Annotated in this window: 16 protein-coding genes and 1 riboswitch; of the genes, 1 reads left to right on the forward strand and 15 read right to left on the reverse strand. The window is 72.9% G+C overall.

Annotation, left to right across the window (positions count from 1 at the left end; translation table 11 throughout):
* Nucleotides 1-4: 4 nt before the first annotated feature.
* Genes cobC through ACFWYS_RS06030 form a run of 13 tightly spaced genes read right to left on the reverse strand, consistent with a single transcriptional unit; the run spans nucleotide 5 to nucleotide 17,302 of the window.
* Nucleotides 5-1,069, reverse strand: a complete 1,065-nt coding sequence (cobC, locus tag ACFWYS_RS05970; RefSeq protein ID WP_384763905.1) for an Rv2231c family pyridoxal phosphate-dependent protein CobC — start codon at nucleotides 1,067-1,069, stop codon at nucleotides 5-7.
* The gene (locus tag ACFWYS_RS05975; protein ID WP_384763908.1) at nucleotides 1,059-1,985 is read right to left on the reverse strand and encodes a sirohydrochlorin chelatase; all 927 of its coding nucleotides are present in this window, start codon (nucleotides 1,983-1,985) and stop codon (nucleotides 1,059-1,061) included. The genes cobC and ACFWYS_RS05975 overlap by 11 nt, the downstream gene beginning before the upstream one ends.
* The gene (locus ACFWYS_RS05980; RefSeq protein ID WP_384763911.1) at nucleotides 1,982-2,581 is read right to left on the reverse strand and encodes a precorrin-8X methylmutase; all 600 of its coding nucleotides are present in this window, start codon (nucleotides 2,579-2,581) and stop codon (nucleotides 1,982-1,984) included. Before ACFWYS_RS05980 ends, ACFWYS_RS05975 begins: the two co-directional genes overlap by 4 nt.
* Nucleotides 2,578-4,275, reverse strand: coding sequence for a precorrin-3B C(17)-methyltransferase (cobJ, locus tag ACFWYS_RS05985; protein WP_384763913.1), 1,698 nt, complete (start codon nucleotides 4,273-4,275; stop codon nucleotides 2,578-2,580). The genes ACFWYS_RS05980 and cobJ overlap by 4 nt, the downstream gene beginning before the upstream one ends.
* Nucleotides 4,272-5,525 (reverse strand): precorrin-6y C5,15-methyltransferase (decarboxylating) subunit CbiE, encoded by a 1,254-nt coding sequence (cbiE, locus tag ACFWYS_RS05990; protein WP_384763916.1) that lies wholly within the window; start codon nucleotides 5,523-5,525, stop codon nucleotides 4,272-4,274. Before cbiE ends, cobJ begins: the two co-directional genes overlap by 4 nt.
* Nucleotides 5,522-6,340, reverse strand: a complete 819-nt coding sequence (gene cobM, locus ACFWYS_RS05995; RefSeq protein ID WP_384763918.1) for a precorrin-4 C(11)-methyltransferase — start codon at nucleotides 6,338-6,340, stop codon at nucleotides 5,522-5,524. The genes cbiE and cobM overlap by 4 nt, the downstream gene beginning before the upstream one ends.
* 55 nt (nucleotides 6,341-6,395) lie before the next feature.
* The gene (gene cobI, locus ACFWYS_RS06000; protein WP_384763921.1) at nucleotides 6,396-7,127 is read right to left on the reverse strand and encodes a precorrin-2 C(20)-methyltransferase; all 732 of its coding nucleotides are present in this window, start codon (nucleotides 7,125-7,127) and stop codon (nucleotides 6,396-6,398) included.
* Nucleotides 7,124-8,593, reverse strand: coding sequence for a cobyrinate a,c-diamide synthase (locus tag ACFWYS_RS06005; protein ID WP_384763924.1), 1,470 nt, complete (start codon nucleotides 8,591-8,593; stop codon nucleotides 7,124-7,126). Before ACFWYS_RS06005 ends, cobI begins: the two co-directional genes overlap by 4 nt.
* A 7-nt stretch (nucleotides 8,594-8,600) precedes the next feature.
* A complete protein-coding gene (gene cobO / locus ACFWYS_RS06010; protein ID WP_384763927.1) occupies nucleotides 8,601-9,200 on the reverse strand; it encodes a cob(I)yrinic acid a,c-diamide adenosyltransferase in 600 nt (199 codons plus the stop codon).
* Nucleotides 9,200-11,203 (reverse strand): putative cobaltochelatase, encoded by a 2,004-nt coding sequence (locus tag ACFWYS_RS06015; protein ID WP_384763929.1) that lies wholly within the window; start codon nucleotides 11,201-11,203, stop codon nucleotides 9,200-9,202. Before ACFWYS_RS06015 ends, cobO begins: the two co-directional genes overlap by 1 nt.
* Entirely contained in the window at nucleotides 11,200-14,856 is a 3,657-nt protein-coding gene (cobN, locus tag ACFWYS_RS06020) for a cobaltochelatase subunit CobN (protein ID WP_384763932.1), read from the reverse strand. The genes ACFWYS_RS06015 and cobN overlap by 4 nt, the downstream gene beginning before the upstream one ends.
* Nucleotides 14,853-16,364 (reverse strand): cobyric acid synthase, encoded by a 1,512-nt coding sequence (locus tag ACFWYS_RS06025; protein WP_384763935.1) that lies wholly within the window; start codon nucleotides 16,362-16,364, stop codon nucleotides 14,853-14,855. The genes cobN and ACFWYS_RS06025 overlap by 4 nt, the downstream gene beginning before the upstream one ends.
* The gene (locus ACFWYS_RS06030) at nucleotides 16,361-17,302 is read right to left on the reverse strand and encodes a cobalamin biosynthesis protein (protein ID WP_384763938.1); all 942 of its coding nucleotides are present in this window, start codon (nucleotides 17,300-17,302) and stop codon (nucleotides 16,361-16,363) included. The genes ACFWYS_RS06025 and ACFWYS_RS06030 overlap by 4 nt, the downstream gene beginning before the upstream one ends.
* 133 nt (nucleotides 17,303-17,435) lie before the next feature.
* A riboswitch (cobalamin riboswitch) is annotated at nucleotides 17,436-17,578 on the reverse strand.
* Nucleotides 17,579-17,783: 205 nt separating this feature from the next.
* Between ACFWYS_RS06030 and ACFWYS_RS06035 the strand changes: the two genes are divergently transcribed.
* The gene (locus tag ACFWYS_RS06035; RefSeq protein WP_384764133.1) at nucleotides 17,784-22,064 is read left to right on the forward strand and encodes a trypsin-like peptidase domain-containing protein; all 4,281 of its coding nucleotides are present in this window, start codon (nucleotides 17,784-17,786) and stop codon (nucleotides 22,062-22,064) included.
* A gap of 80 nt (nucleotides 22,065-22,144) precedes the next feature.
* Here the strand turns inward: ACFWYS_RS06035 and ACFWYS_RS06040 are convergent, their stop codons facing one another.
* Nucleotides 22,145-22,366, reverse strand: coding sequence for a hypothetical protein (locus ACFWYS_RS06040; protein ID WP_093907307.1), 222 nt, complete (start codon nucleotides 22,364-22,366; stop codon nucleotides 22,145-22,147).
* A gap of 43 nt (nucleotides 22,367-22,409) precedes the next feature.
* A complete protein-coding gene (locus tag ACFWYS_RS06045) occupies nucleotides 22,410-23,642 on the reverse strand; it encodes an anion permease (protein ID WP_384763942.1) in 1,233 nt (410 codons plus the stop codon).
* Nucleotides 23,643-23,709: the final 67 nt, after the last annotated feature.

Raw genomic sequence — 23,709 nt, forward strand, 5'->3', positions numbered from 1 at the left:
CGGCTCAGCGATCCGCCGGGTCCAGCGCCCGCTCCAGTGCGGTCAGGAACCGCCTGACCGTAGCCCGGTCCCGCACCGCCAGCCGCAGCCACTCCTCGCCCAGCCCGGGGAAGGTGTCACCACGCCGGACCGCGTACCCGAGGTCGCGCAGACGCCGTCGTACCTCGGCCGCCCCGGGCAGTCGTACGAGGACGAAGGGACCCTCGGCCGGCTCGACGACCCGGAGCCCGGCCGCGGCGAACGCGCCGAGCCCCGCGACGAGATGGGCCCGGTCGGCGGCGATGCGGTGGGCCGCGTGGGCCGCCTCCGCCAGGGCCCGTGGTGACACACAGGTCTCGGCGGCGGTGAGCGCGGGTGTGGAGACCGGCCACAGGGGCTGGGCGCGCTCCAGGTCGGCGATGGTGTCCGGGGCGGCGAGGACGTAGCCGATCCGCAGGCCGGCCAGCCCCCAGGTCTTGGTCAGACTGCGGAGCACGACCAGCCCCGGCACGTCCGTCCGCCCCGCCAGCGCCTCCCGCTCGCCCGGTACCGCGTCCATGAACGCCTCGTCCACCACCAACGTCCGCCCGGGACGGGCGAGTCGGGCGAGGGAGGCGGCCGGGTGCAGTACCGACGTCGGGTTGGTCGGGTTGCCGATCACCACCAGGTCGGCCTCCTCGGGGACGGCCGCCGGGTCGAGCCGGAACCCGTCCTCCTCCCGCAGCAGCACCCGGTCGACGGTGTGCCCGGCGTCCCGCAGGGCGGCCTCCGGCTCCGTGAACTGCGGGTGCACGACCACCGGCCGGCGCACCTTCAGGGCGCGGGCGAGCAGCACGAACGCCTCCGCCGCCCCCGCCGTCAGCAGCACCCGCTCCACCGGCAGCCCGTGCCGCGCCGCCACCGCCGCCCGCGCCGCCCGCCCGTCCGGGTAGGCGGCGAGGGAGCCCAGCGACTCGGCTATCCGCTCCCGCAGCCACGCGGGCGGTGTGTCCGCGCGGACGTTCACGGCGAGGTCGACGAGCGCCGAGCCGTCGTCACGGACCTCGGCGTCGCCGTGGTGGCGCAGGTCGTGCGCGCCCTCAGTGGGCATGGGAGTGGGCGCCGTGATGGTGGTGTCCGTGGTGGTGGCCGTCGTCGTCCGGGTGGAAGTGCGGCTGCTGCGGCAGGCCGACCTTGTCCTCGAAGCCGGGCAGCGCGATGCGGTACACACACGAGTCGCAGTTCATCCGCAGATCGCCCTTGACGGCCTCCTCGTACCGCTCCATCACCAGGTCGAGCAGCTCCGGCTCCGGACCGATGACGTCCGCCGAGAACACCTCGACCTCCGGGTGCGCCTCCGCCCAGCCCTCCGTCTGCTGCCGAACCCGGTCCGGCAGGATGCCGGTGAAGAGGAAGTAGGGCAGGACGACGATCTTCCGCGCCCCCAGCTTCACGCACCGGTCCAGGCCGCTCGGCACGTCCGGCGCCGCCAGCGACACGAACGCCGTCTCCACGCCCGCGTAACCGCGCCCCTCCCACAGCAGCCGCGCCGCCTTGTGCACCTCGGCGTTGGCGTCCGGGTCGGTCGAGCCGCGCCCGACCAGCAGCACGGTGACATCGGCCCGGTCGCCGGGCGTGCGGTTGCCGCCGGTGCCGAGCGCCTCTTCGAGCCGCCGCTCCAGGACGGACAGCAGCGAGGGATGCGGGCCCAGCGGGCGGCCGTAGGTGTACGAGATCCCCGGGTGCCGCTCCTTCTCGCGGGCCAGCGCGGCCGGGATGTCGCCCTTGGCGTGCCCGGCGGACACCAGCATCAGCGGCACGGCGGCGAAACGGCGTACGCCCCGCTCGACCAGCTCGGTGACGGCGTCGCCCAGCGGCGGCGGGGACAGTTCGATGAAGCCGCCCGCGACGGGCAGTTCGGGGTTGCGGCGCCCCAACTCCCGTACGAAGTCGCGGAACGCCTCGGCCCCGGCGTCGTCCCGGGTGCCGTGACCGGCGATGAGCAGGGCGGGCGGCGGGGTGGTCACGATTTCTCCTCGGAGTGGGATGCGGGGTGGTACGGGTGGTACAGCAGGGCGTTGAGGGCGGCGGAGGCGACCGCCGAACCGCCCTTCTCGGACACGTTGCTCACGGCGGGCAGCCCGCTCTCGCGCAACGCGGCCTTGGACTCGACCGCGCCGACGAAGCCGACGGGCAGACCGATGACGAGGGCCGGGGCGGCGTCCAGGGTGAGCAGCTCCTCCAGGGCGGTCGGCGCGTTGCCGATCACCCAGAGGGCACCCGGGCCGACCTGCTCGTACGCGAGCCGGATGGCCTGCGCCGAACGCGTCAGCCCGGGACCGGCCACGGCGTCCTTCAGCCGGCAGACGGTCTCGCGCCGGGTGATCCCGGCCGCCACCATCTCGACGTCGACGACCACCGGCGCCCCGGAGTGCAGCGCCACGTGCGCCTTCGCCAACTCGCCCTCGTCCATGACGAGATCGGACGCGTAGTCGAGGTCGGCGGCGGAGTGGACGACCCGCTCCACGACCGCCCGGGTCAGCGGCGGGAAGTGCGAGGTGTCCAGCCGGGCACGCATGCGCCGGTAGGACTCCACCTCGATCGGATGGACGACTCGGTTCACCTCGGGCCCTCCTGCGATGCCTGCCAGCGGTAGCCGCGCGGCGTCACCATGCGCCCGGCGATGTCCCGGGTCGCCGTGTTGCCGACGGTCACGACCGTCATCATGTCGACCGTCGCCGGGTCCAGGGAGCCCAGTGTCGTGAGCCGACTGGACTCGTCCGGCCGCGACGCGTTCCGTACGACCCCGACCGGCGTCGTCGCCGTCCGGTGCTCGGCGAGGATCGCGAGGGCCTTGGGCAGCTGCCAGTCGCGGCCCCGGGAGCGGGGGTTGTAGAAGGTGACCACGATGTCCGCCTCGGCCGCCGCCCGCACCCGCCGCTCGATGACCTCCCACGGAGTGTGCAGGTCGGAGAGGCTGATCGACACATGGTCGTGCCCGAGCGGCGCACCGAGGATCGCGGCGGCCGCCAAGGCCGCCGTCACACCTGGTACGCCGATCACGTCGATGTCGTCGGACGCCTCGGCGAGCGCGGGGGACGCCATGGCGTACACGCCCGCGTCCCCGCTGCCGATCAGCGCGACCGTCTGACCCTTGCGGGCCTCCGCGACCGCCGTCCGGGCCCGCTCCTCCTCGGCGCCGAGCCCCGACTCCAGGATCCGGGTGCCGGGGCGCAGCAGATCGCGGATCTGGTCGACGTACTGGTCGAGGCCGACCAGCACGGAGGCGCCCTGGAGTTCGGCCTTCGCGCGGGGCGTCAGCAGATCCCGGGCGCCCGGCCCGAGTCCGACCACCGCGAGCCGCCCGCGCCCGGGGCGCCGTACGACGGCACAGGTCGCCATCGCGGGCTGTCCGTCGGCGCGCTCCGACTTCCGCTTGGGGACGAGGAGTTCACCACCGCGCACCAGTGCGGCGGCCTCGGCGACCGAGGGGGTGCCCACGGCGGCGAGGGGCGCGTCGGAGGGGTTGGGGACCTCGACGGCCGCCAGCTCCTCGGCGGAGTGGGTGACCAGGGGGACGCCGAGCCGTGCGGCGGCCTCCACGATGCCGGGCTCGTCGGCCTTGGCGTCGACGGTGGCGAGCTCGGCGAGGGACGCGGGGGAGAGGCCGGCGTCCCGCAGCGCGCTCTCGACCAGCCCGAGCACCTCGTCCGCCGGGGCACCCTTGGAGGCGCCGACACCGACGACGAGGGACGGCGGACGCAGCACGACCTCGCGCTCGGCGGGCTCGGCCAGCCGGTCCGTCAGCCGGATCACGTACGAGCCTTCCGCGCCGACCCGCAGCGGCGGCAGGGGCCAGTCGAGCTCGGCCCGCAGAGCCACCGGCTCACCGTCGAGCAGAGCCCGCGAGACGGCGGCGACATCGCCCTCCACCGGGAACCCGAGCGTGTCGAGGCCGGGCACCCCCACGGCATCGGTCGCGGTCGTCACCACGGGCTCGGCGCCGAGCAACTCCCCGATCTCCCGGGCGAGTTCATTGGCGCCGCCGTGTCCGCCGACCAGCGACACGGCGAACCGCCCACTCTCGTCGACGCACACCACACCCGGGTCGCTCGCCTTGTCCCCGAGCAGCGGGGCGATCAGACGGACGACCGCCCCCGTGGCCAGGAAGCACACCAACTGCTCGCACTCGGCGAACGCCCGCCGCACGGCGTCCTTGACGGGACCGTCGTACACGCGCGTGCGGTCCGGCCACGCCACGGCCAGCCGGTCCCGCGCCGCCGCCCCCGCCGCGGTGGCGGAAATGAGGCCGATCACTGGGCATCTCCTTCAGAACAGGCTTGAGGCCGCACGCCCCACAGCAGGAAAACCGGATTGGTCGCCGCGAGCCGGGTCACGTCCCCCGGCAGCGGCGCGAGCCGGGACGACTGCAACAGCACCCCGTCGCAGGAGAACCCGGCACTCGTCAGGGCCTCCCGCGCGGCCGGCACCCGGTCGAGCGCGGCCATCGCCACGACCACCGTGCGCCGGGCGCGCCGCGCGCAGGCGCCGACGATGGCGGGCAGTTCGCGCCCCCCGCCGCCCACGAACACGGCGTCGGGGTCGTCGGCGAGGTCCGCCAGCGCGTCCGGCGCCGTACCGTGCACCACGTGCACGTCCACGCCGTGCGAGGCGGCGTTGGCGTGGATCCGCTCCACCCCGTCGGGCGCCTTCTCGACGGCGACGGCCGCCGCCCCGAGCCGGGCGCACTCCACGGCCACCGAGCCGGAGCCCGCGCCGACGTCCCACACCAGATCGCCGAGCCGCGGACCCAGCCGGGCCAGCGCCAGCGCCCGTACCTCGAACTTGGTGATCATCGAGTCGCGGTGCGCGAAGCCGGCCTCGTCCAGGGCCCAGCCGGCGGGCCGTACGTCCGGCCCCGCGAGCGTCCGCACCGGACCGAGGGCCCGCGTCTCGTCCAGGCAGAGCACCACGCTCACCGCCGTACCCCAGTCGCGGGCCGCGGCCTCGGCGGGGGAGACCCGCTCCACGCGCTCGCGTTCCGGATCACCCAGAGCGGAGGCGACGACCAGCACACGCCCGGTGTTGCGCAGCGCCGCGCCCAGGTCGGCGGGCCCGGCGCCCGGCCCGGTCAGCACGGCCACCTTGGGATGGGCCCGGCAGACGTTGACGGCGGTCCGCGGATCCCGGCCGTGCGCGCTGACGACGACCGCGTCGTCCCAGGTCAGCCCCAGCCGCGCGAACGCGGTGGCCACGGACGACACCCCGGGCCGCACCTGCAGCCGCTCCGGCCCGAACCGCTCGCCGAGCGCCCGCACGATCCCGAAGAACCCGGGGTCACCGGAGGCCAGCACCACGACCGGCCGGTCCTTCGCGACGTACTCCTCAATGGTGTCCAGGGCGGGCGCGAGCGCCCCGAGCACGACCTGCTCCGCCCCCTCCGGAAGCCGTACGGCGTCCAGATGCCGCCGCCCGCCGACGACCAGCTCGGCATCGGCGAGGACGTCCTGGTCGGGCGGCGCCCCCGTCCCCGTACCGACGACCGTGATCGGCCGGCCGGAGATCATGAACTCGCCCCTCGTTCACGCAGCGCCCGGCGGGCCTCCGGGTCGGCCTTGCGGTACCCGTGGAAGTGACCGGGGTGGTAGAGGTGCGATCGGGTGCCCTGGGCGTCGAGGGCCGGGCCGACCAGGAACAGGGTGTGCTTCCAGAGCTTGTGCTCCTTGACGGTCTCCTCCAACGTGCCGATGGTGCACCGCACGACGAGCTCCTCCGGCCAGGTCGCCTGGTACGCGACCACGACCGGCGTGGACGTCGGATACCCGCCCTCCAGCAACTCCCGCACCAGCTGCCCGCTGCGGGCGGCCGACAGGAAGATCGCCATGGTGGTGCCGTGCTTGGCGAACTCCCTGACCTCCTCCCCGGGCGGCATCGGCGTCTTGCCGCCGCCGAGCCGGGTGAGCACGACCGACTGGGCGACCTCGGGAATCGTCAGCTCCCGCTGGGCGAGAGCGGCGACGGCCGAGAAGGCGGAGACACCCGGCACGACCTCGGTCGCGATGCCGATCGAGGCACACCGGTCGAGCTGCTCCTGGGTGCCGCCCCACAGGGCGGGGTCGCCGGAGTGGATACGGGCGACACGCAGGCCCTGGGCCAGGGCCCGCTCGTACACGGCGATGACGTCTTCGAGGGACATGGTCGCCGAGTCGAGGACCTCGGCGTCCTCACGCGCGTGCTGCAGGACCTCCGCCTGGACCAGGCTGGCCGCCCAGATCACCACGTCGGCCTCGGCGATGGCACGCGCGGCACGGAACGTCAGCAGATCGGCGGCGCCGGGGCCGGCACCGACGAAGGTCACCTTGCCGGTGGGGGCATCGGCCATGGGGATTCGGTCCTCTCCTACAGGTACGGGGGGTTGGTGGGTGCGGGGGCGGACGTCAGAGCTTGCCGCCCCGGCCGCCGTCGCGCCGGGCGGGTGCGATGAGGGTCGAGAGATAGGGCAGCGGGGTGTCGTCGAGCTCGGCGGCCGGCCGGATCGACTCCTCCGTGAGCCCCAGCGCCGACCCCCACACCGCGTCGTCGATCCGCCCGGTCTCCCGCAGCGCCTCGGCGACCTCGGCCGCCTGCCGACCGAACTTGTAGGCGACGACGGTGCCGGGCCCGGCGAGCGCGTCCTTCAGCACGGCCGAGCCGGCGGTGACGGGCACCAGCGTGAGCGGCTCCGTCCCCTCGGTGAGGACCGCGCCGGAACGCGCGGCGAGATCCTGCATGGCGGTGATGCCGGGCACGGTCTCCACGACGGTGCCGGGCGCCAGCTCGCCGATGGTCTGGGCGAGATACGTGAACGTCGAGTACACGTTGGGGTCGCCGATGGTGGCGAAGGCGACGGCGCGGTGCTCCGCCAGCAGCCCGGCGACCCGCTCGCCCGCCGCGTCCCAGGCGGCCTCGCGCCGCGCCCGGTCGGTGCGCTCGTTCAGCGCGAACACGACCCGTACGACCTTCTCCTCGGGCACGTAGTGCAGCACGGTCGCCTCGGCCCGCCCCCGTTCCCCGCTGTCCATGACGGGTACGACGACGACATCGGCGGCACGCAGCGCGTTGACGCCCTTCACGGTCACCAGCTCCGGATCGCCGGGACCCACCCCGACTCCGATCAACCTGCTGCTCATGACGTCCGGCACCTCTCCACGAACCGACGGGCGACACCGGGCTCGGCGGCCCAGTGCGTGTGCAGATAACTCGCGTGCACGCCCTGCTGTACGAAACCTTCGACCCGCCGCTGGGGGGACCTGACCCCCCAGGCGGGCGCCGCCCCCGAGCCGGGCTCGACGACGGTCCGATGAAACTCGTGCGCCCGCATCCGCGTCCCCGCGACCGCGAGCGAGCTGTCGCTGACGGCCACCGCATCCCGGTACCCGAGCGTGAGCCGCTCGCTCATCCGGGCAGTGGCATCGAGCACCCCGCACATCGGCTGCCCGTCCAGCTCGCGGCACAGATAGAGCAGCCCGGCGCACTCGGCGGCGACGGGAGCGCCGCCCTCCACGAGAGCGGCAACGGCCTTGCGGAGGGGTTCGTTGGCGGACAGCTCGGAGGCGTACACCTCGGGGAAGCCGCCGCCGATCACCAGGCCACGGGTGCCGTCGGGCAGTCGCTCGTCCCGGAGGGGATCGAAGGGGACGACTTCGGCACCGGCGGCGGTGAGCAGTTCGGCGTGCTCGGCGTAGGAGAAGGTGAACGCGGGCCCGCCGGCGAGGGCAACCCTCACTTCTGAGCCCCGGTCGGCATCACCCAGCCCGTCCGGCGTTCGAGGACGACGCCCTTCGGGCCGAAGCGGGGGTCCGGGGGCGGCAGCCCCCGGGGTCGGGACGGGAAGGGGCGGCGGGGGCGAAGAAGCCAGGACCTCAGCCGCATCCCAAGCCGCACACGACAACGCACCCGCACTGCGCGCCAGCCCCAGCAACGCCTCCAGATCACACCCCGCCTCGACCTGCGCCCCCATCGCCGCCACGGCCTCCACAGCGGCAGCGTGCCGTTCCGCGACCGGCACCAACCCGAGATGCCGTGACGGCGTGTCCACCTGGGCCGCCCGACGCAGCACCCCCAGCACCGGCACCCCCGCCGAGTCCAACGCCTCCCGCAGCAGCTCCTCGTGCCGGTCCGACGCGACCTTGTTGAGGATCACGCCCCCGACCCGCACCTGCGGATCCCAGGACGCGAAGCCATGCACGAGCGCCGCCGCCGACCGGGACTGCGACGACGCGTCCACCACCAGCACGACCGGCGCCCGCAGCAGTTTCGCCACATGGGCGGTGGACGCCAGTTCACCTTCCCCGGCGGCCCCGTCGTACAGCCCCATGACGCCCTCGACCACGGCGACGTCGCATCCGCGCGCCCCGTGCAGGAACAACGGCCCGACCAGCTCCGGCCCGCACAGATACGCGTCGAGATTCCGCCCCACCCGCCCGCTCGCGAGCGCGTGATACCCGGGATCGATGTAGTCCGGCCCCACCTTGTGCGGGGACACGGCAAGTCCCCGCGCGGCGAACGCGGCCATCAACCCCGTGGCGACGGTGGTCTTGCCACTGCCCGAGGAAGGCGCGGCGACGACCAGCCGAGGGACGGCGGAAGAGCTCATCTCGACCTCACCACTCGATGCCTCTCTGGCCCTTCTGACCGGCGTCCATCGGGTGCTTGACCTTGGACATGTCGGTCACGAGATCGGCGAGGTCGACCAGCTTCTCCGGCGCGTTCCGGCCGGTGATCACGACATGCTGGGTCCCGGGACGGTTGCGCAGCACGTCGACCACCTCGTTGGTGTCGACCCACCCCCAGTGCATGGGATAGGCGAACTCGTCCAGCACATACAGCCTGTACGTCTCGGCGGCCAGGTCCCGCTTGACCTGCTCCCAGCCCTCCCGGGCCTTCTCCTCGTTGTCCATCTGGGCGTCCCGCTGGACCCAGGACCAGCCCTCGCCCATCTTGTGCCAGTCGACGGACCCGCCCTCACCGCTGGCCCCCAGCACCCGCAGCGCGTTCTCCTCGCCGACCTTCCACTTGGCCGACTTGACGAACTGGAACACCCCGATGGGCCACCCCTGGTTCCAGGCCCGCAGCGCGAGCCCGAACGCGGCCGTCGACTTGCCCTTGCCGATGCCCGTGTGCACGACCACCAGCGGCCGATTACGCCGCTGACGTGTCGTCAGACCGTCGTCCGGCACCACACTCGGCTGCCCCTGAGGCATTACGCGGCCCTCCTCTTCGACCCGCCCTGCACATCCCGCACCAGCCCGGCGATGGACTCCGCACGCAGCTCGTCCAGCGTCACCGCCGTAGCGCCCAGCTCACCCGCGAGCTGCCCCGCGAGCCCCAGCCGCACGGGCCCCGACTCGCAGTCCACGACCACGGAGGCGACACCCTCGGCCGCGAACAGCCGGGCCGCCCGCCCCGCGAGCGCGACCGGCTCGGGTCCACCCGTGGCCCGCCCGTCGGTCACGACCACGACGAGCGCCCGCCGGGCCGGATCCCTGAGCCGCTCGACCCGCAGCACGTCGTGCGCCTTCAACAACCCCGCAGCAAGGGGCGTACGCCCACCCGTCGGCAGCGACTCCAGCCGAACGGCGGCAGCGTCCACGGACGACGTCGGCGGCAGCGCCACATCGGCGGCCGAGCCCCGGAACGTCACCAGCCCCACCTTGTCCCGCCGCTGATACGCGTCCAGCAGCAGCGACAGCACGGCGCCCTTCACGGCACCCATCCGCTGCCGGGCCGCCATCGACCCGGAGGCGTCCACGACGAACAGCACGAGATTCCCCTCGCGCCCTTCCCGCACGGCCTGCCGCAGATCGTCCCGGCGCACCACCAGCCCACGCCCCGACCGTCCCCGGGCCCGCTGATGCGGCGCCGCCGCCTGCACGGTGGCCGCCAGATGCAGCTTGGTCAGCGCGCCCCGGGGCCGCCGGGCCCCGGTGGTCCTGCCGTGCTCGGTCCGCGCCCGCGAACGCCGCCCGGCAGCCCCCTCACCGATGCCCGGCACGCTCAGCACCTTGGTACGGAAGGGCTCCGACGCCCGAACGGGAGTCTGCTCCCCGGCCCCGGAAGCCTGCGGCTCCCCGTCCTCACCGGCCTCGGGGCGGGCGGCCGAGTCACCCCCTTGAGGGCCGTCGCCGGACTGCGGCGGCTGCCCGCCACCTCCACCGGGACCGTCCGGATCAGGATCCGGATCCTCGTCCTCGGACCCCCCGAACTCCTCAAGGGTCTCGTCCAGCTTGTCCTCGTCGAGTCCCGGCGCGTCGAAGGGATTACGGCGCCTGCGGTGCGGCAGCGCGAGCAGCGCCGCCTGCCGGACGTCCTCGGCGAGCACATCGGTCCGCCCGGCCCAGGCGGCTAGCGCCGTCGCGGTACGGGCCATCACGATGTCGGCCCGCATGCCGTCCACCTCGAACGCCGCACAGGTCGCCGCGATCTGCCGCAGCGCCCCGTCACCCAGCCGCACCGACGGCAGCAACTCCCGCGCGGCGACGATGCGTTGACGTACGGAGGCCTCCTCTTCGGCCCACCGCGCGGCGAACCCGGCAGGGTCGTCGTCATAGGCGAGACGCCGCCGTACGACCTCCACCCGCTGGTCGGGCTCCCGCGAGGCGGCGACCTCGACGGTCAGGCCGAACCGGTCGAGCAACTGCGGCCGCAGCTCGCCCTCTTCGGGGTTCATGGTGCCGACGAGCAGGAAACGGGCGGCGTGCCGGACCGACACACCCTCGCGTTCGACGTACGACGCGCCCATCGCCGCCGCGTCCAGCAGCAGGTCGACCAGGTGGTCGTGGAGGAGGTTGACCTCGTCGACGTACAGGATGCCGCGGTGGGCGTCGGCGAGGAGCCCCGGTTCGAAGGCCTTCACGCCCTCGGCGAGCGCGCGCTCGATGTCCAGGGCTCCGACCAGCCGGTCCTCGGAGGCGCCGACGGGCAGTTCGACCATCCGGGCGGGCCTGGCCTGGAAGGTCCCGGCCTCGTGCGGGCCGTCCGGGCACGCCGGGTCGGGGGCGCCCGGGTCGCAGGAGAAACGGCAGCCGGGGACGACCGGGACCTCGGGCATCAGGGCCGACAGCGCGCGTACGGCCGTCGACTTGGCGGTGCCCTTCTCGCCGCGCACCAGCACACCGCCGACCGCCGGTGACACGGCGTTCAGCAGCAGCGCGAGCCGCAGGTCGTCCTGGCCGACAACGGCCGTAAAGGGGAAGGGGGTGGTCACTTCTCGTCGCCCTCCAAGTCGCCTTCCAGCTCCAGGTACGTGGCGCGCAGCCGCTCCAGGGTGTCGGCGTCCGGCTCGGCCCACAGCCCTCGGTCGGCGGCCTCAAGGAGCCGCTCGGTGATGCCGCGCAGCGCCCACGGGTTGGACTTCTTCATGAAGTCCCGGTTCTCGGCGTCGAAGACGTATTCCGCGCTGAGCTTCTCGTACATCCAGTCGTCGACGACGCCCGCGGTGGCGTCGTAGCCGAACAGGTAGTCCACGGTCGCCGCCATCTCGAAGGCGCCCTTGTAGCCGTGCCGACGCATGGCCGCCATCCAGCGGGGGTTGACCACCCGGGCCCGGAAGACACGGTGCGTCTCCTCGCCGAGCGTGCGGGTCTTCACCTGGTCGGGGGTGGCGCTGTCGCCGACGTACGCCTCGGGGTTCTCGCCGGTCAGGTGCCGCACCATGGCGACCATGCCGCCGTGGTACTGGAAGTAGTCGTCGGCGTCCACGAGGTCGTGCTCGCGGGTGTCGACGTTCTTCGCGGCGACCGCGATCCGCTTGAACGCGGTCTCCATGTCGCCGCGCGCCGCCCGCCCGTCGAGCCCGCGCCCGTAGGCGTAGCCGCCCCAGACGGCGTACACCTCGGCGAGGTCGGCGTCCGAGCGCCAGTTGCGGGCGTCGATCAGCGGCAGCAGACCGGCGCCGTACGCGCCCGGCTTGGAGCCGAAGATACGGGCCGTGGCCCGGCGCCGGTCGCCGTGCTCGGCGGTGTCCTCGTCGGCGTGCGCCTTCACGAAGTTCCGGTCGGCGGGCTCGTCCAGCTCGGCGACCTTGCGCACGGCGTCGTCGATCAGTCCGACGACATGCGGGAACGCGTCCCGGAAGAACCCGGAGATACGGACGGTGACGTCGATGCGCGGCCGCCCCAGCTCGCTGAGGCCGATGATCTCGAACCCGGTCACCCGGCGTGAGGCGTCGTCCCACACCGGGCGGCAGCCCAGCAGCGCGAGGATCTCGGCGATGTCGTCGCCCTGGGTGCGCATGGCCGAGGTGCCCCAGACGGTGAGGCCCACGGACTTCGGGTACTCCCCGGTGTCGCTCAGATACCGCTGCACCAGCGAGTCGGCCAGCGACTGCCCGACCTCCCAGCTCAGCCTGGACGGGATGGCCTTGGGGTCGACGGAGTAGAAGTTCCTGCCGGTCGGCAGGACGTTGACCAGTCCGCGCGTCGGCGAACCGGACGGACCCGCCGGGACGTAGCCGCCGTCGAGCGCCTTGAGGATGTGGCCGATCTCGTCCGTCGTGCGGGCGAGCCGCGGCACGACCTCGTTGCAGGCGAACTCCAGCACGGCGACGGCGTCGGGGAGTTCGGTGCCGAGGACGTCACGGACGAGCGAGCGGCTGTCCGCCACCGCCCAGCCCCGCTCCTCCATCCCCTCCGCGACCCGCCGGCACAGCTGCTCCAGCAGGTCGATGGCGTCGGCGGCCGTACGGGACGGACCCTCGACCAGGTCGCTCAGCTCGACCGGGACCTTCACCGGCGCACCCGGCTCGGCGAGCAGCTCCTTCTCCACCAGCCCGAAGTGCTGGGCCAGCGCGGCCCGCAGCCCCGGCAGCGCGTTCGCCTGCCCGCCCCACACCTGCGAGGCGCGCAGCACGGCGAGGACCAGGTTCACGCGCGGTTCGCCGACCGGGCCGCCGCCCAGGATGTGCAGCCCGTCGCGGATCTGCACGTCCTTGATCTCGCACAGATAGCCGTCGATGTGCATGACGAACTCATCGAAGTCGTCGTCGTCCGGCTGGTCGTCCACGTGCAGGTCGTGGTGCAGCTCGGCCGCCTTGACCAGCGTCCAGATCTGGGCCCTGACCGCCGGTGCCTTCGTCGGGTCCAGGTCCGAGACGAGCGCGTACTCGTCGAGGAGCTGCTCCAGCTTGGCCAGGTCGCCGTAGGTGTCGGCGCGGGCCATCGGCGGCACGAGGTGGTCGACCACGGTGGCGTGACCGCGGCGCTTGGCCTGGGTGCCCTCGCCGGGGTCGTTGACGATGAACGGGTAGATCAGCGGCAGGTCCCCGAGGACCGCGTCCGGAGCGCAGCCGCCGCTGAGCCCGAGGCCCTTGCCCGGCAGCCACTCCATCGTGCCGTGCTTGCCCATGTGCACGACGGCGTCCGCACCGAAGCTGTTCTCCAGCCAGCGGTAGGCCGCCATGTAGTGGTGCGACGGCGGCATGTCCGGGTCGTGGTAGATCGCGATCGGGTTCTCGCCGAAGCCGCGCGGCGGCTGGATCATCACGACGACATTTCCGAACTGCAGGGAGGCCAGCACGATGTCGTCCCCGTCGACGTACAGCGACCCCGGCGGCTCGCCCCACGCCTCGGTCATCGCGTCCCGCAGCTCCGGGTCGAGCTTGTCGAACCACGCCCGGTAGTCGGCGAGCGGCACGCGCGCGGGCGCCGACGCCAGCTGGTCCTCGGTCAGCCACTCGACGTCGTGCCCGCCCGCCTCGATGAGCCGGTGGATCAACTCGTCGCCGTTGTCCGGGTACTCGGTCACGCCGTACCCGGCCTGCCTGAGCGCGTCCAGCACCCGCACCGCCGAGGCGGGCGTGTCCAGACCGACCGCGTTGCCGACGCGCGAGTGCTTGGTCGGGTAGGCGGTGAAGACGAGCGCCAGCTTCTTCTCGGCGTTCGGCTTGTGCCTCAACCGGGCGTGCCGTACGGCGATCCCGGCGACGCGCCCGGCCCGCTCGGGGTCGGCGACGTACACGGGAACGTCGTCGGGCCCCTGCTCCTTGAAGGAGAACGGGACGGTGATGAGGCGGCCGTCGAACTCGGGGATCGCGACCTGCATCGCCGCGTCCATGGGGGAGAGGGCGGCGTCGGACTCGTCCCAGGCGCTCTTGGACGAGGTCAGGCACAGACCCTGCAGGACCGGCACATCGAGCTCGGCCAGCCTGCCGATGTCCCACGCCTCCTCGTCGCCGCCCGCCGACGCCTGCGAGGCGTGCGTGCCGCCGGCGGCGAGGACGGTGGCGACCAGGGCGTCGGCCTTGCCGAGGATCTCGTACAGCTCCGGGTCCGCGCCGCGCAGCGAACCGCAGTACACCGGAAGGGCGTTGGCGCCGTGCGCCTCGATGGCGTCGCACAGGGTGTCCACGAACGCGGTGTTGCCGCTGAGCTCATGGGCCCGGTAGAAGAGCACGCCCACGGTCGGCCGCCCCTCGACGAGCGGACGCTCGCCGTGGACGCCGTACTCCGGCATCTTCTGCGGCTCGACGAACCCCTCGCCCGTCAGCAGCACGGTGTCCGAGAGGAACCGGGCGAGCTCGGTGAGGTTGGCGGGGCCGCCTTCCACGAGGTACTTCAGCGCCTCGGCGACCACACCGGCCGGGACTGACGACTCGGCCATCAGCTCCGCGTCCGGCACGGCCTCGCCGCCCAGCAGCACGGTCGGCACACCCGACGCCTTCAGCCTGGCGAGCCCGTCCTCCCAGGCCCGCTTGCCGCCCAGCAGCCGTACGACGGCGAGGTCCGCACCGTCGAGCAGCGCGGGCAGCTCGCTCTCGACGTCCACGCGGGTCGGGTTGCCGATCCGGTAGTCGGCACCGGAGGCGGCGCGCGCCGCCAGCAGATCGGTGTCGGCGGTCGACAACAACAACACAGTGCTCATGCGGGCGCTCCCGGTGGAATGAAAGGCAGTCCTTGCGGCGCGCCCGACTCGATGAGCCGCCAGAGCGCGTCCGTGTCCGCGTGCTGTTCGATCAGATCGCCGAGCCGGTCGAGCTGCTCCTCGCGCAGCGCGGCGAACGACGTGTCGGGGGCCGGCACGAAGCGGCGGCCCGCGGCGGCGGCCACCTCGCGCAGGAAGGCCCGCCGGAATCCGTCCGACTCCAGTGAGCCGTGCCAGTGCGTGCCCCAGGTCTGGCCGACCCGGCAGCCGTCCAGGAAGGGCTCGCCCCCCGTGATTTCGGCGACCCCGTGGTGGATCTCGTACCCCTCGACCGGCTGGCCGAGGGCCTCGCCGACGGGCCGGGTGAGGGTCTTCTCCCGGGCGAACCGCACCCGGACGGGCAGTACCCCGAGGCCGTCGACGTGCCCGCGGCGGCTTTCGACGTCGTCCTCGATGTGCTCACCGAGGACCTGGAAGCCACCGCAGATACCGAGGATCGGCCGCCCTTCGGCCGCCCTGCGGACGAGGGCTCGCGCGAGCCCCCGCTCCCGCAGCCACTCCAGGGCGCGGACGGTCCCCCGGGTGCCGGGGACGACGACGAGGTCGGCGTCCGCGAGTTCCTCGGGCCGGTCCACGAACCGCACGACGACGCCCGGTTCGGCGGCGAGCGCGTCGACGTCGGTGAAGTTGGACATGAGCGGGACGGCACAGACGGCGACGCGCAGCACGTCCTCGCCGACCGGTGGGGCGACGTTCGACTCCCGCACGGTGCCCCGCAGGGAGACCCGCAGCCCGTCCTCCTCGTCGATCCCGAGCCCGTGCCGGAAGGGCAGCACGCCGTAGGTGTGCCGTCCGGTGAGCCCGTGGAGCATGTCGAGGCCGGGCTCCAGGAGGCTGACGTCTCCGCGGAACTTGTTGACCAGGAACCCGGCGATCAGCCTCTGGTCCTCCTCCGACAGCAGCGCGACGGTGCCGAAGAAGGAGGCGAAGACGCCACCGCGGTCGATGTCGCCGACGACGAGCACCGGAAGCCCGGCATTGCGGGCGATGCCCATATTGACGATGTCGGTCCGCCGCAGGTTGATCTCGGCCGGAGAGCCGGCCCCCTCACAGATCACCGCGTCATAAGTGCCCCGCAATTCGGCGAGACACTCCAGCACGGTCCCGAGAAGCTTCTGCTGCCGCCCGCCGTGATAGCCGCGCGCGCTCAGCTCACCGACCGGCTTGCCTAGCAGCACGACCTGACTGCTCTGCTCGCCACCGGGCTTGAGCAGCACGGGATTCATGAGCGCGGTCGGCTCGACACGGCAGGCCTGCGCCTGCATGGCCTGAGCCCGCCCGATCTCGGCGCCCTCGCGCGTGACGAACGAATTCAGGGACATGTTCTGCGCCTTGAACGGCGCGACCTTCACACCCTGCCGCACCAGCCACCGGCAGATCCCGGCGGTGACGACGCTCTTGCCCGCGTCGGAGGTGGTACCGGCGACGAGAAGCCCACCGCCCGTCATGACGTACGCCCCTTCGCGATACGGCGCGCGGCGACACAGACGCCGAGCGCGAGCCAGCCGACGCGCTTCGACAGCCGTACGGCACGCTCGATGTCGGAGGTGCCGACGGTCCGCCCGTCCGCGTTGAGCACGGGCCGCTGCTCGACCCGCCCGCCGTAGGACAGCGTCCCGCCCAGCCGCACACCGAGCGCCCCCGCGAACGAGGCCTCGACGGGCCCGGCGTTGGGGCTCGGGTGCTTGGCGGCATCGTCACGCCAGGCTCGTACGGCCCCCCGGGAGTCACCCCCGGCGACGGCGGCGAGTACGGCGGTGAGCCGTGCCCCCGGCCACCCCGCCACGTCGTCGAGCCGGGCCGAGGCCCACCCGTACCGCCGATACCGGGGCGACTTGTGTCCGACCATGGCATCGAGCGTGTTCACGGCCCGGAACCCGAGCAGCCCCGGCACCCCGCCGAAGGCCCCCCACACGAGCGCCCCCACCACGGCATCGGAGGTGTTCTCGGCAACGGACTCGACCACGGCCCGCGCGATCCCGTCCGCGTCCAGCGCCTGCGGATCCCGCCCGCACAGATGCGGCAGCCGCGCCCGCGCCCCCTCGACGTCCCCCGCCTCCAGGGCACGCCCGATGCCCCGGGCCTCGCGCGCGAGCGACGTTCCGCCGACAACGGCCCAGGTGGCGGCGGCGGTCAGTGCGACGGAGGTGGCGGGAGACATACGTACGGCACGTGCGGCGAGCGCCCCGACGGCCACGGCGCCACCGGCGCACACGACGGTGTGCACCGCACCCCGCGCGCGGTCGTCGCGCCACAACACCCTCTCCACGGCCCCGGCGGCCCGCCCGAACGCGGCGACCGGATGCCCCCGGCGCGGATCGCCGAGCAGCAGGTCACCGAGGAGTCCGGCGGCGGCGCCGTACGCGAAGACGCGATCGGCACGCATCGGGGTCAGCCGACCGTGGGTTCAGCCGAGGGGCCGGACACGGGTCCGACAGTGCCGGACGTGGGTCCGGCAGTGCATCTCGATCGGCAGGCGAGCATCGCGTTATGTCCTCACTCAGGGTGTCCACGCCCTGGTTCGACGAGACCGACGACGAGAGTTCCTGGCTCCCGGGGCTATCTACCCCGGTCACAGTGGCGGGACCGCGCCGGATTCACACCGGCTTCCTCTTCTGCCGCCGTACATGGCTCCGGCAGTCCACCACGGGGTTGGAAGGGGCGTCAACTTGCCGTTGACCTGCGATGGGGGAGTGTGCAGAACCCCACACCGCTACCACGCCGACCTGCCCCCGGTGTCCGACTTGGGAGGCAATTCCCCTGTGCGGGGCGGCCTTCCGCAACCCGCTTGCGGCGGTGGGTCGCGACCCTCTGGAATAACGCGTACAGGGATAAAACACGCGGGAGGGACAAGCCAGTTGGCGTATGTGACCGGTCGTTTCCCGGAGGCCCTCGGACCAGCGGTGGCCCGGCTGCGGGGGCCGGACGGCAAGACCGTCGGCACGGGATTCCTGCTCGCTCCGGGCACCGTCGCCACCTGCGCCCATGTCGTGGCGGACGCCCTCCGTACCGACGCACGGGACGAGACGGCCCCCACCCGGCCGGTCACCGTGGAGTTCCCGCTGCAACGCGGATCCGCGGCGTACGAGGCGTCGGTGTCGGCCTGGTGCCCGGTGGCACCCGACGGCACCGGCGACATCGCGCTGCTGCGGCTCCCGGAACCGGCGGCACTCGAAGCGGCAGCGTCCGAAGCGACCGACGTCCCCGTCCCCACCCCCGCCCCCGTTTCCGTCCCCTCCGCGACGCCGGGCGGCGCATCTCCCGTCCCGCTCGCCGGAGTCGGCGATGTCTGGGACCACCGGTTCCGCATCCTCGGTTTCCCCGCCACCGCCGAACACGGAGCCTGGATCGGCGGACGGCTGCGCGGCGCGGTCGGGCAGGGCTGGATCTCGATGGAGGCCGACGGCACCGCGTACCGCATCACCCCCGGCTGCAGCGGAGCGCCGGTCTGGGACGAGGAGTCCGGCGCCGTCGTCGGGATGACGGTCGCGACCGACCGGGGGCCCGACTCGGTCACCGCCTACCTCATCCCCGCGGAGGCCCTCCTCGCGCTCCAGCCGGGCCGGCGCCGCTGTCCGTACCGCGGACTCGACGCCTTCCGGGAGGAGGACGCCGAGCAGTTCTTCGGCCGGGAGGAGGAGACGGAACGCCTGCTCGACGCGGTGGACCGGCACCTCGTCGTGCCGGTCGTCGGACCGTCCGGCAGCGGCAAGACGTCGCTCGTGCGCGCCGGGGTGCTGCCCCGCCTGCGGGCCCGGGGCCACACCGTCTCGGAGATCCGCCCCCTGCCCGGCACCCGTGCCTCGCTCACCCTGGCCCGGGCCCTGATCCCGGTCCTGGAACCCGGCCTCGGCGTGGCCGAGCAGGAGCGAGGCGCCCTGGAGCTCGCGGACCTGCTCGACTCCGACGACGGTCCCGGCCCGGCGGACCTCGGGCTGCGTCTGCTCGACCACTGCGGCCCGAGCGGCCACGTCCTCTTCCTCAACCAGTTGGAGGAGACCGTCGCCGCCGAACCGCTCACCGCCCGCGCACTGCTGGGCCTGGTGGTCTCGCTGGTCTCGGCCCCGGCGGACGGGAAACGCCTACGCGTCCTGGCCACCCTGCGCTCCGCGTCCCTCGATGACCTGGCGGACCCCGCCACCGCCCGGGTGCTCAGCGACTGCGCCCAGGTCGTGGCTCCGCTGGGCCGAGCCGGACTCCTGCGCGCCGTCGAGGGACCGGCGGGCACCGTCCCCGGTCTCACCCTCGAACCCGGCCTGGCGGAACGCATCGTCGACGACGCGCAGGACGAACCGGGGCACCTGCCCATGGTGGAGTTCGCCCTGACCGAACTCTGGTCCCACGAGAAGGGCATCCGCCTCACCCACGCCGGCTACGAGGCCCTCGGCGGCGTCGCCGGAGCCCTGTCCGGACATGCCGAGAAGCGGGTCGGCGACGTCATCGCCGTGCAGGGCGACGCACCGGTCCGCCGCCTCTTCACCCAGCTTGCCCGCCCCGACGACACGGGCGGCTTCACCCGCAAGCCGGTCCGCCTCGCGCTCCTGTCGCCCGAACTCCGGTCAGCCGCGGAGGCCCTGGCCACCGGCACCCACCTCGTCCGCATCACCCACGGCCCCGACGACGACCCCATCGTCGACCTCGCCCACGAGGAACTGGTCCGCTCCTGGGGCCGCCTGGGGGACTGGCTGGACGAGTCCCGGGCCTTCCGTGCCTGGCAGGAACGGCTGTTGCAGGCGCTGGCGCACTGGAGGGAGACGGGAGGTGAGCCGGGGGCGTTGCTGCGGGGTTCGATGCTGGCCACGTCCGTGGAGAGCCTGGAGGATCCGGATCGCCGCGCGGACATCTCAACGGCGGAGCGCGACTATGTGCAGCTCAGTCGGCGGCATCAGCAACGGGGCCTGCGGCGGTGGCGGTTGGCGGCGGCGGTGATGGTGGTGCTGGCGCTGGTGGCGGGGTGCCTGGCGGTGGACACGTGGCTCGGGCGGCTGGCCCTGGAGGAACGGGTACGGACGGCGGCGTCCAGGCGACTGGTGGAGGACGCCGCCCGGCTCGCCGCGACCGATCCGGGCATGGCCGCGCGGCTGGCGGTGGCCGCGTGGCACAACTCGCCCGGCAAGGAGGCGCGGCAGGCGCTGCTCCAGGCCTATCTCGGCGGCATGTCGGTGGTCTCCGCACATGAGGGGCAGGGGTCCGAGCCCATTTCGAGCATCGACGTCACCCCGGACGGCTCCATGGCCGTGACCACGTCCGTCAGCCGGGACGGCGAGGCGCACGCCCGGGTGTGGACGGGGTTGGAGGAGGGGCGGGCGAGTTGGTGGCAGGTGCCGGGTCTTACCGGCGGAGCGGCTCCTGAACACGCCGAGTTCAGTGATGACGGCGGGCTGCTGGCCATCGTGTCCGCCGATGGTGCGGTCCACTGTTACGACGTAAGCGCCCATGAACACCTGTGGACCAGGCCCCAACCGGCGCTGGGGACCCAGCACAGGGCCCATACGGTGGCGCTCGACTTCTCGGACAGCGGTCGACTGCTGCTCCGCCTTGTCGCCGACGATCTTGTCGAGAGCGGGACGCCGCGCAGCTCTCACGTTCAGGTCTGGCAAGGCCGCACGGGAGAGGCGGAGAAGGCGTCACAGCGGGGGCTGCCCAGCGGTCCGGATGTGAACGACGCCGCGCTGGTTGCGGAGGGCCGGGACGTGGTCTTTTTCAGATGGGCGGAGGCCGGCGGGGAAGCGCGGGTGCAAAACCTGCTGACCGGCGGGAATCGGCGCATGGTCCCGGATGCCGAGTGGCTCTCCCACCGGGGAGCCGGGGTCGTGGTGGACCGGGGCCACGGGTGGCATGAGTTGATTCGGCTGACAGGCTCCGGTGGCGCCGCGGGACGGCGGTTCGTGGCCATCGAGCCGGATGGTACGGACCTGGCCGGGCGCTATGCGGTGGACAGGAACGGCACACAGGTGAGCCCGTACGAGGTGGTCGACGTGGCTACCGGCAGCCGCTACCGGGTGCCGGGCCTCGCCTCGGTAGGAACGGGCGAGGAGCAGCCCGTCGGTGTCCTCCCGGGCGAGAAGGACGGGGCCGCCCCGCGCATCCTGGTGGCTTCCGGGTCGGATCTGTTGGTGCTGAGGACGAAGAAGGAGCGCAGCCTGCCGCTGCTGGACACCGAGCCTGGTGATGCGGGCGGGGAAGCCTCGTACGTGCGAAGCCCTGGAGGTGAGTACCGCGCATACATTGACGGCCTCGGCACCACCGACACGACGGCCGTGAGGGTGGTCGTGGCCCGCCGGGGTGAGGAGGGTCGGGCGGAACCGGTGACGCTCAAGGAACTCGAAGGCGAGACAGTCTGGGGATTCTTCACCACGGACGGCAACTACTTTGTCGCTAGGGGCCAGGAAGCGGTCGCCGCCGTAGATCCGGACAGCCCGAAGGACGTGCTGGTGCGGTCCTTCCCGGACATCGTCGACGTTGCTCCCCTCCGCGGTAGCGCGATGGCTATCCTGACGCACCGTCAACTGATCCGGTACGACGTCGCGTCGGGCGAGTACACGGTCCTGGGCGAAGATCCCTGCGGTGAGCAGGGGCAACCATGCCGCGGGTTCGCCGTCCGTCCCGGACGGCGTGAGGAAGTGGCGGTCGGTCACAGCAGCGGCGAACTGGTCGTCTGGAACACCGAGACCGAGCGGGCACGCGGAGAAACCGGCATCACGGTGGCGGACACAGGGGATCCGGTGGGGCTGGCATTCGATCCGCAGGGCCAGACGGTCGCCACTTCGGTAGACGCCAGAACGATCCAGCGATGGGACGTGGAGACCGGTGGGCGCGTGGGACCGGCCCTAGAAGCGAACCACGACCTGTCCGCAGTGGCGCTGGCCGACGACGGAACCGTCCTGGCCGACGCTGACGGCAGCCTGCTCTGGTGGAGACCTGGGGACAGCGAACCCTATGTCGAGTTCCCTTTCTCCCCGCTCCCGTATGACATCCACCTGACAGCCGACCAGCTCACCTACCGCCACGGCAACTCCGAGCTGACCATCCCCCTGGACCCCGAGGCCTGGCACCGGACCATGTGCCGCCACTGGACCCCGTACACCCCGCAGGAGCGGCTCATCCTCGACCACGCAGGAGCGGTGCCGGACTCGCCGTGCCCCTAGGGTCGGCCAGGGCCGCAAACGCCGACCGGGCGGGGCGAGGACCATCGTCCCCACGCCCGCCCGGTACGTACCGCGTTGTGTCAGGCCACGATCAGATAGATCCCGTAAGCCACAGCCGCCGCACACGCCGCGAAGCACGCGTACGCGCCGGTGACCGCGAGGGCGGCCGAGCCGCCCTGGGCCGTGGCCTTCTCCTGGCGGGACAGGCCCGCGATGCCGAGGGTGAACAGGCCCACCAGGGCCACCGTGACCACGAGGCTGACGCCGAAGACGGAGCCGAGGGCCGCCCAGTCGATCTTCATGTTGCTGCTTCCTTGAGTAGCCGGGAGGAGGAACCGGGCGGGGTCAGACCGTGGCCTGGGAGGGCGTCTGCTCGGCGGACGGAGCCGGGATCGTGGCCGACAGGTCGTCGCTCGTCGTGCCCGCCGGGGGCGGGGTCACGGCGGCGATGGCGGTGGTGACCACGCCGGGCGCCTCGTCGCTCTCGTTGACGTTCGTGTGGTCGACGACCTCGCGGCGGGAGATCTTCCAGATGGCCGCGCTGGAGGCGATCAGGAAGACGGCGACCACGGCCGTGCCCCAGGTGCCGAAGCCCGTCACGTACTCGGCGAGCGCGCCGACCAGGGCGGCGGCCGGGAGGGTCAGGCCCCAGGCGACGAACATCCGGGTGGCCGTCGACCAGCGGACGACGCCCCCCTTGCGGCCGAGGCCGGCGCCCATCACCGAACCGGAGACGGAGTGCGTGGTGGAGAGGGAGAAGCCGAGGTGGGAGGAGGCCAGGATGACGGTGGCCGCGCTGGTCTGGGCGGCGAAGCCCTGCTGCGGCTGAAGGTCGGTGAGGCCCTTGCCCATGGTGCGGATGATGCGCCAGCCGCCGAGGTAGGTGCCGAGCGCGATGGCCAGACCCGCGGAGAGGATGACCCACATGGGCGGGTCGGAGTCGGGGGCGACGGCGCCGCCGGCGACCAGGGCGAGGGTGATGATGCCCATCGTCTTCTGCGCGTCATTGGTGCCGTGGGCGAGGGAGACCAGGCCGGCGGAGGCTATCTGGCCGGCGCGGTAGCCCTTGGCGGCGGCCTTGCCGTCGGCCTTCTTGCCGAGGGTGTACGTCAGGCGCGTGGCGAGCAGCGCGGCGATGCCCGCGACCAGCGGGGCGGCGATCGCCGGGATCAGCACCTTGGTGATGAGCGCGTCGCCGTGCACCGCGCCGACGCCGGCCGAGGCGACGGTGGCGCCGATCAGGCCGCCCATCAGGGCGTGCGAGGAGCTGGAGGGCAGGCCCACCAGCCAGGTCAGCAGGTTCCAGAGGATCGCGCCGACCAACGCGGCGAAGATGACCTCGGGACGGATGCCGGTCTCGTCGACGAGACCCTTGGAGATCGTGTTGGCGACCTCCACGGAGAGAAAGGCGCCTACAAGGTTCAGCACGGCGGACATGGCCACCGCGACCTTGGGCTTGAGCGCACCGGTCGAGATGGTGGTGGCCATCGCGTTGGCGGTGTCGTGGAAACCGTTCGTGAAATCGAACGCGAGTGCGGTTACCACCACAATCGCGAGGATCAGCGAGAAGTTTTCCATTTACCCAGGCAATCGTTCGAGGTCATTGGCCGGACGAACGTAGGTAACCTGAATGAACGGAAGGTGA

The sequence above is a fragment of the Streptomyces sp. NPDC059010 genome (genome assembly GCF_042740355.1).
Lineage (GTDB): Bacteria > Actinomycetota > Actinomycetes > Streptomycetales > Streptomycetaceae > Streptomyces.

Coding starts and splice junctions, on each gene's coding strand:
- ACFWYS_RS06005 (WP_384763924.1), bottom strand. CDS start 8,593: ATGAGCTCTTCCGCCGTCCCTCGGCTGGTCGTCGCCGCGCCTTCCTCG.
- cobI (WP_384763921.1), bottom strand. CDS start 7,127: ATGAGCAGCAGGTTGATCGGAGTCGGGGTGGGTCCCGGCGATCCGGAG.
- cbiE (WP_384763916.1), bottom strand. CDS start 5,525: ATGATCTCCGGCCGGCCGATCACGGTCGTCGGTACGGGGACGGGGGCG.
- ACFWYS_RS06025 (WP_384763935.1), bottom strand. CDS start 16,364: ATGACGGGCGGTGGGCTTCTCGTCGCCGGTACCACCTCCGACGCGGGC.
- ACFWYS_RS06045 (WP_384763942.1), bottom strand. CDS start 23,642: ATGGAAAACTTCTCGCTGATCCTCGCGATTGTGGTGGTAACCGCACTC.
- cobO (WP_384763927.1), bottom strand. CDS start 9,200: ATGCCTCAGGGGCAGCCGAGTGTGGTGCCGGACGACGGTCTGACGACA.
- cobN (WP_384763932.1), bottom strand. CDS start 14,856: ATGAGCACTGTGTTGTTGTTGTCGACCGCCGACACCGATCTGCTGGCG.
- ACFWYS_RS06030 (WP_384763938.1), bottom strand. CDS start 17,302: ATGCGTGCCGATCGCGTCTTCGCGTACGGCGCCGCCGCCGGACTCCTC.
- cobC (WP_384763905.1), bottom strand. CDS start 1,069: ATGCCCACTGAGGGCGCGCACGACCTGCGCCACCACGGCGACGCCGAG.
- cobM (WP_384763918.1), bottom strand. CDS start 6,340: ATGGCCGATGCCCCCACCGGCAAGGTGACCTTCGTCGGTGCCGGCCCC.
- ACFWYS_RS06040 (WP_093907307.1), bottom strand. CDS start 22,366: ATGAAGATCGACTGGGCGGCCCTCGGCTCCGTCTTCGGCGTCAGCCTC.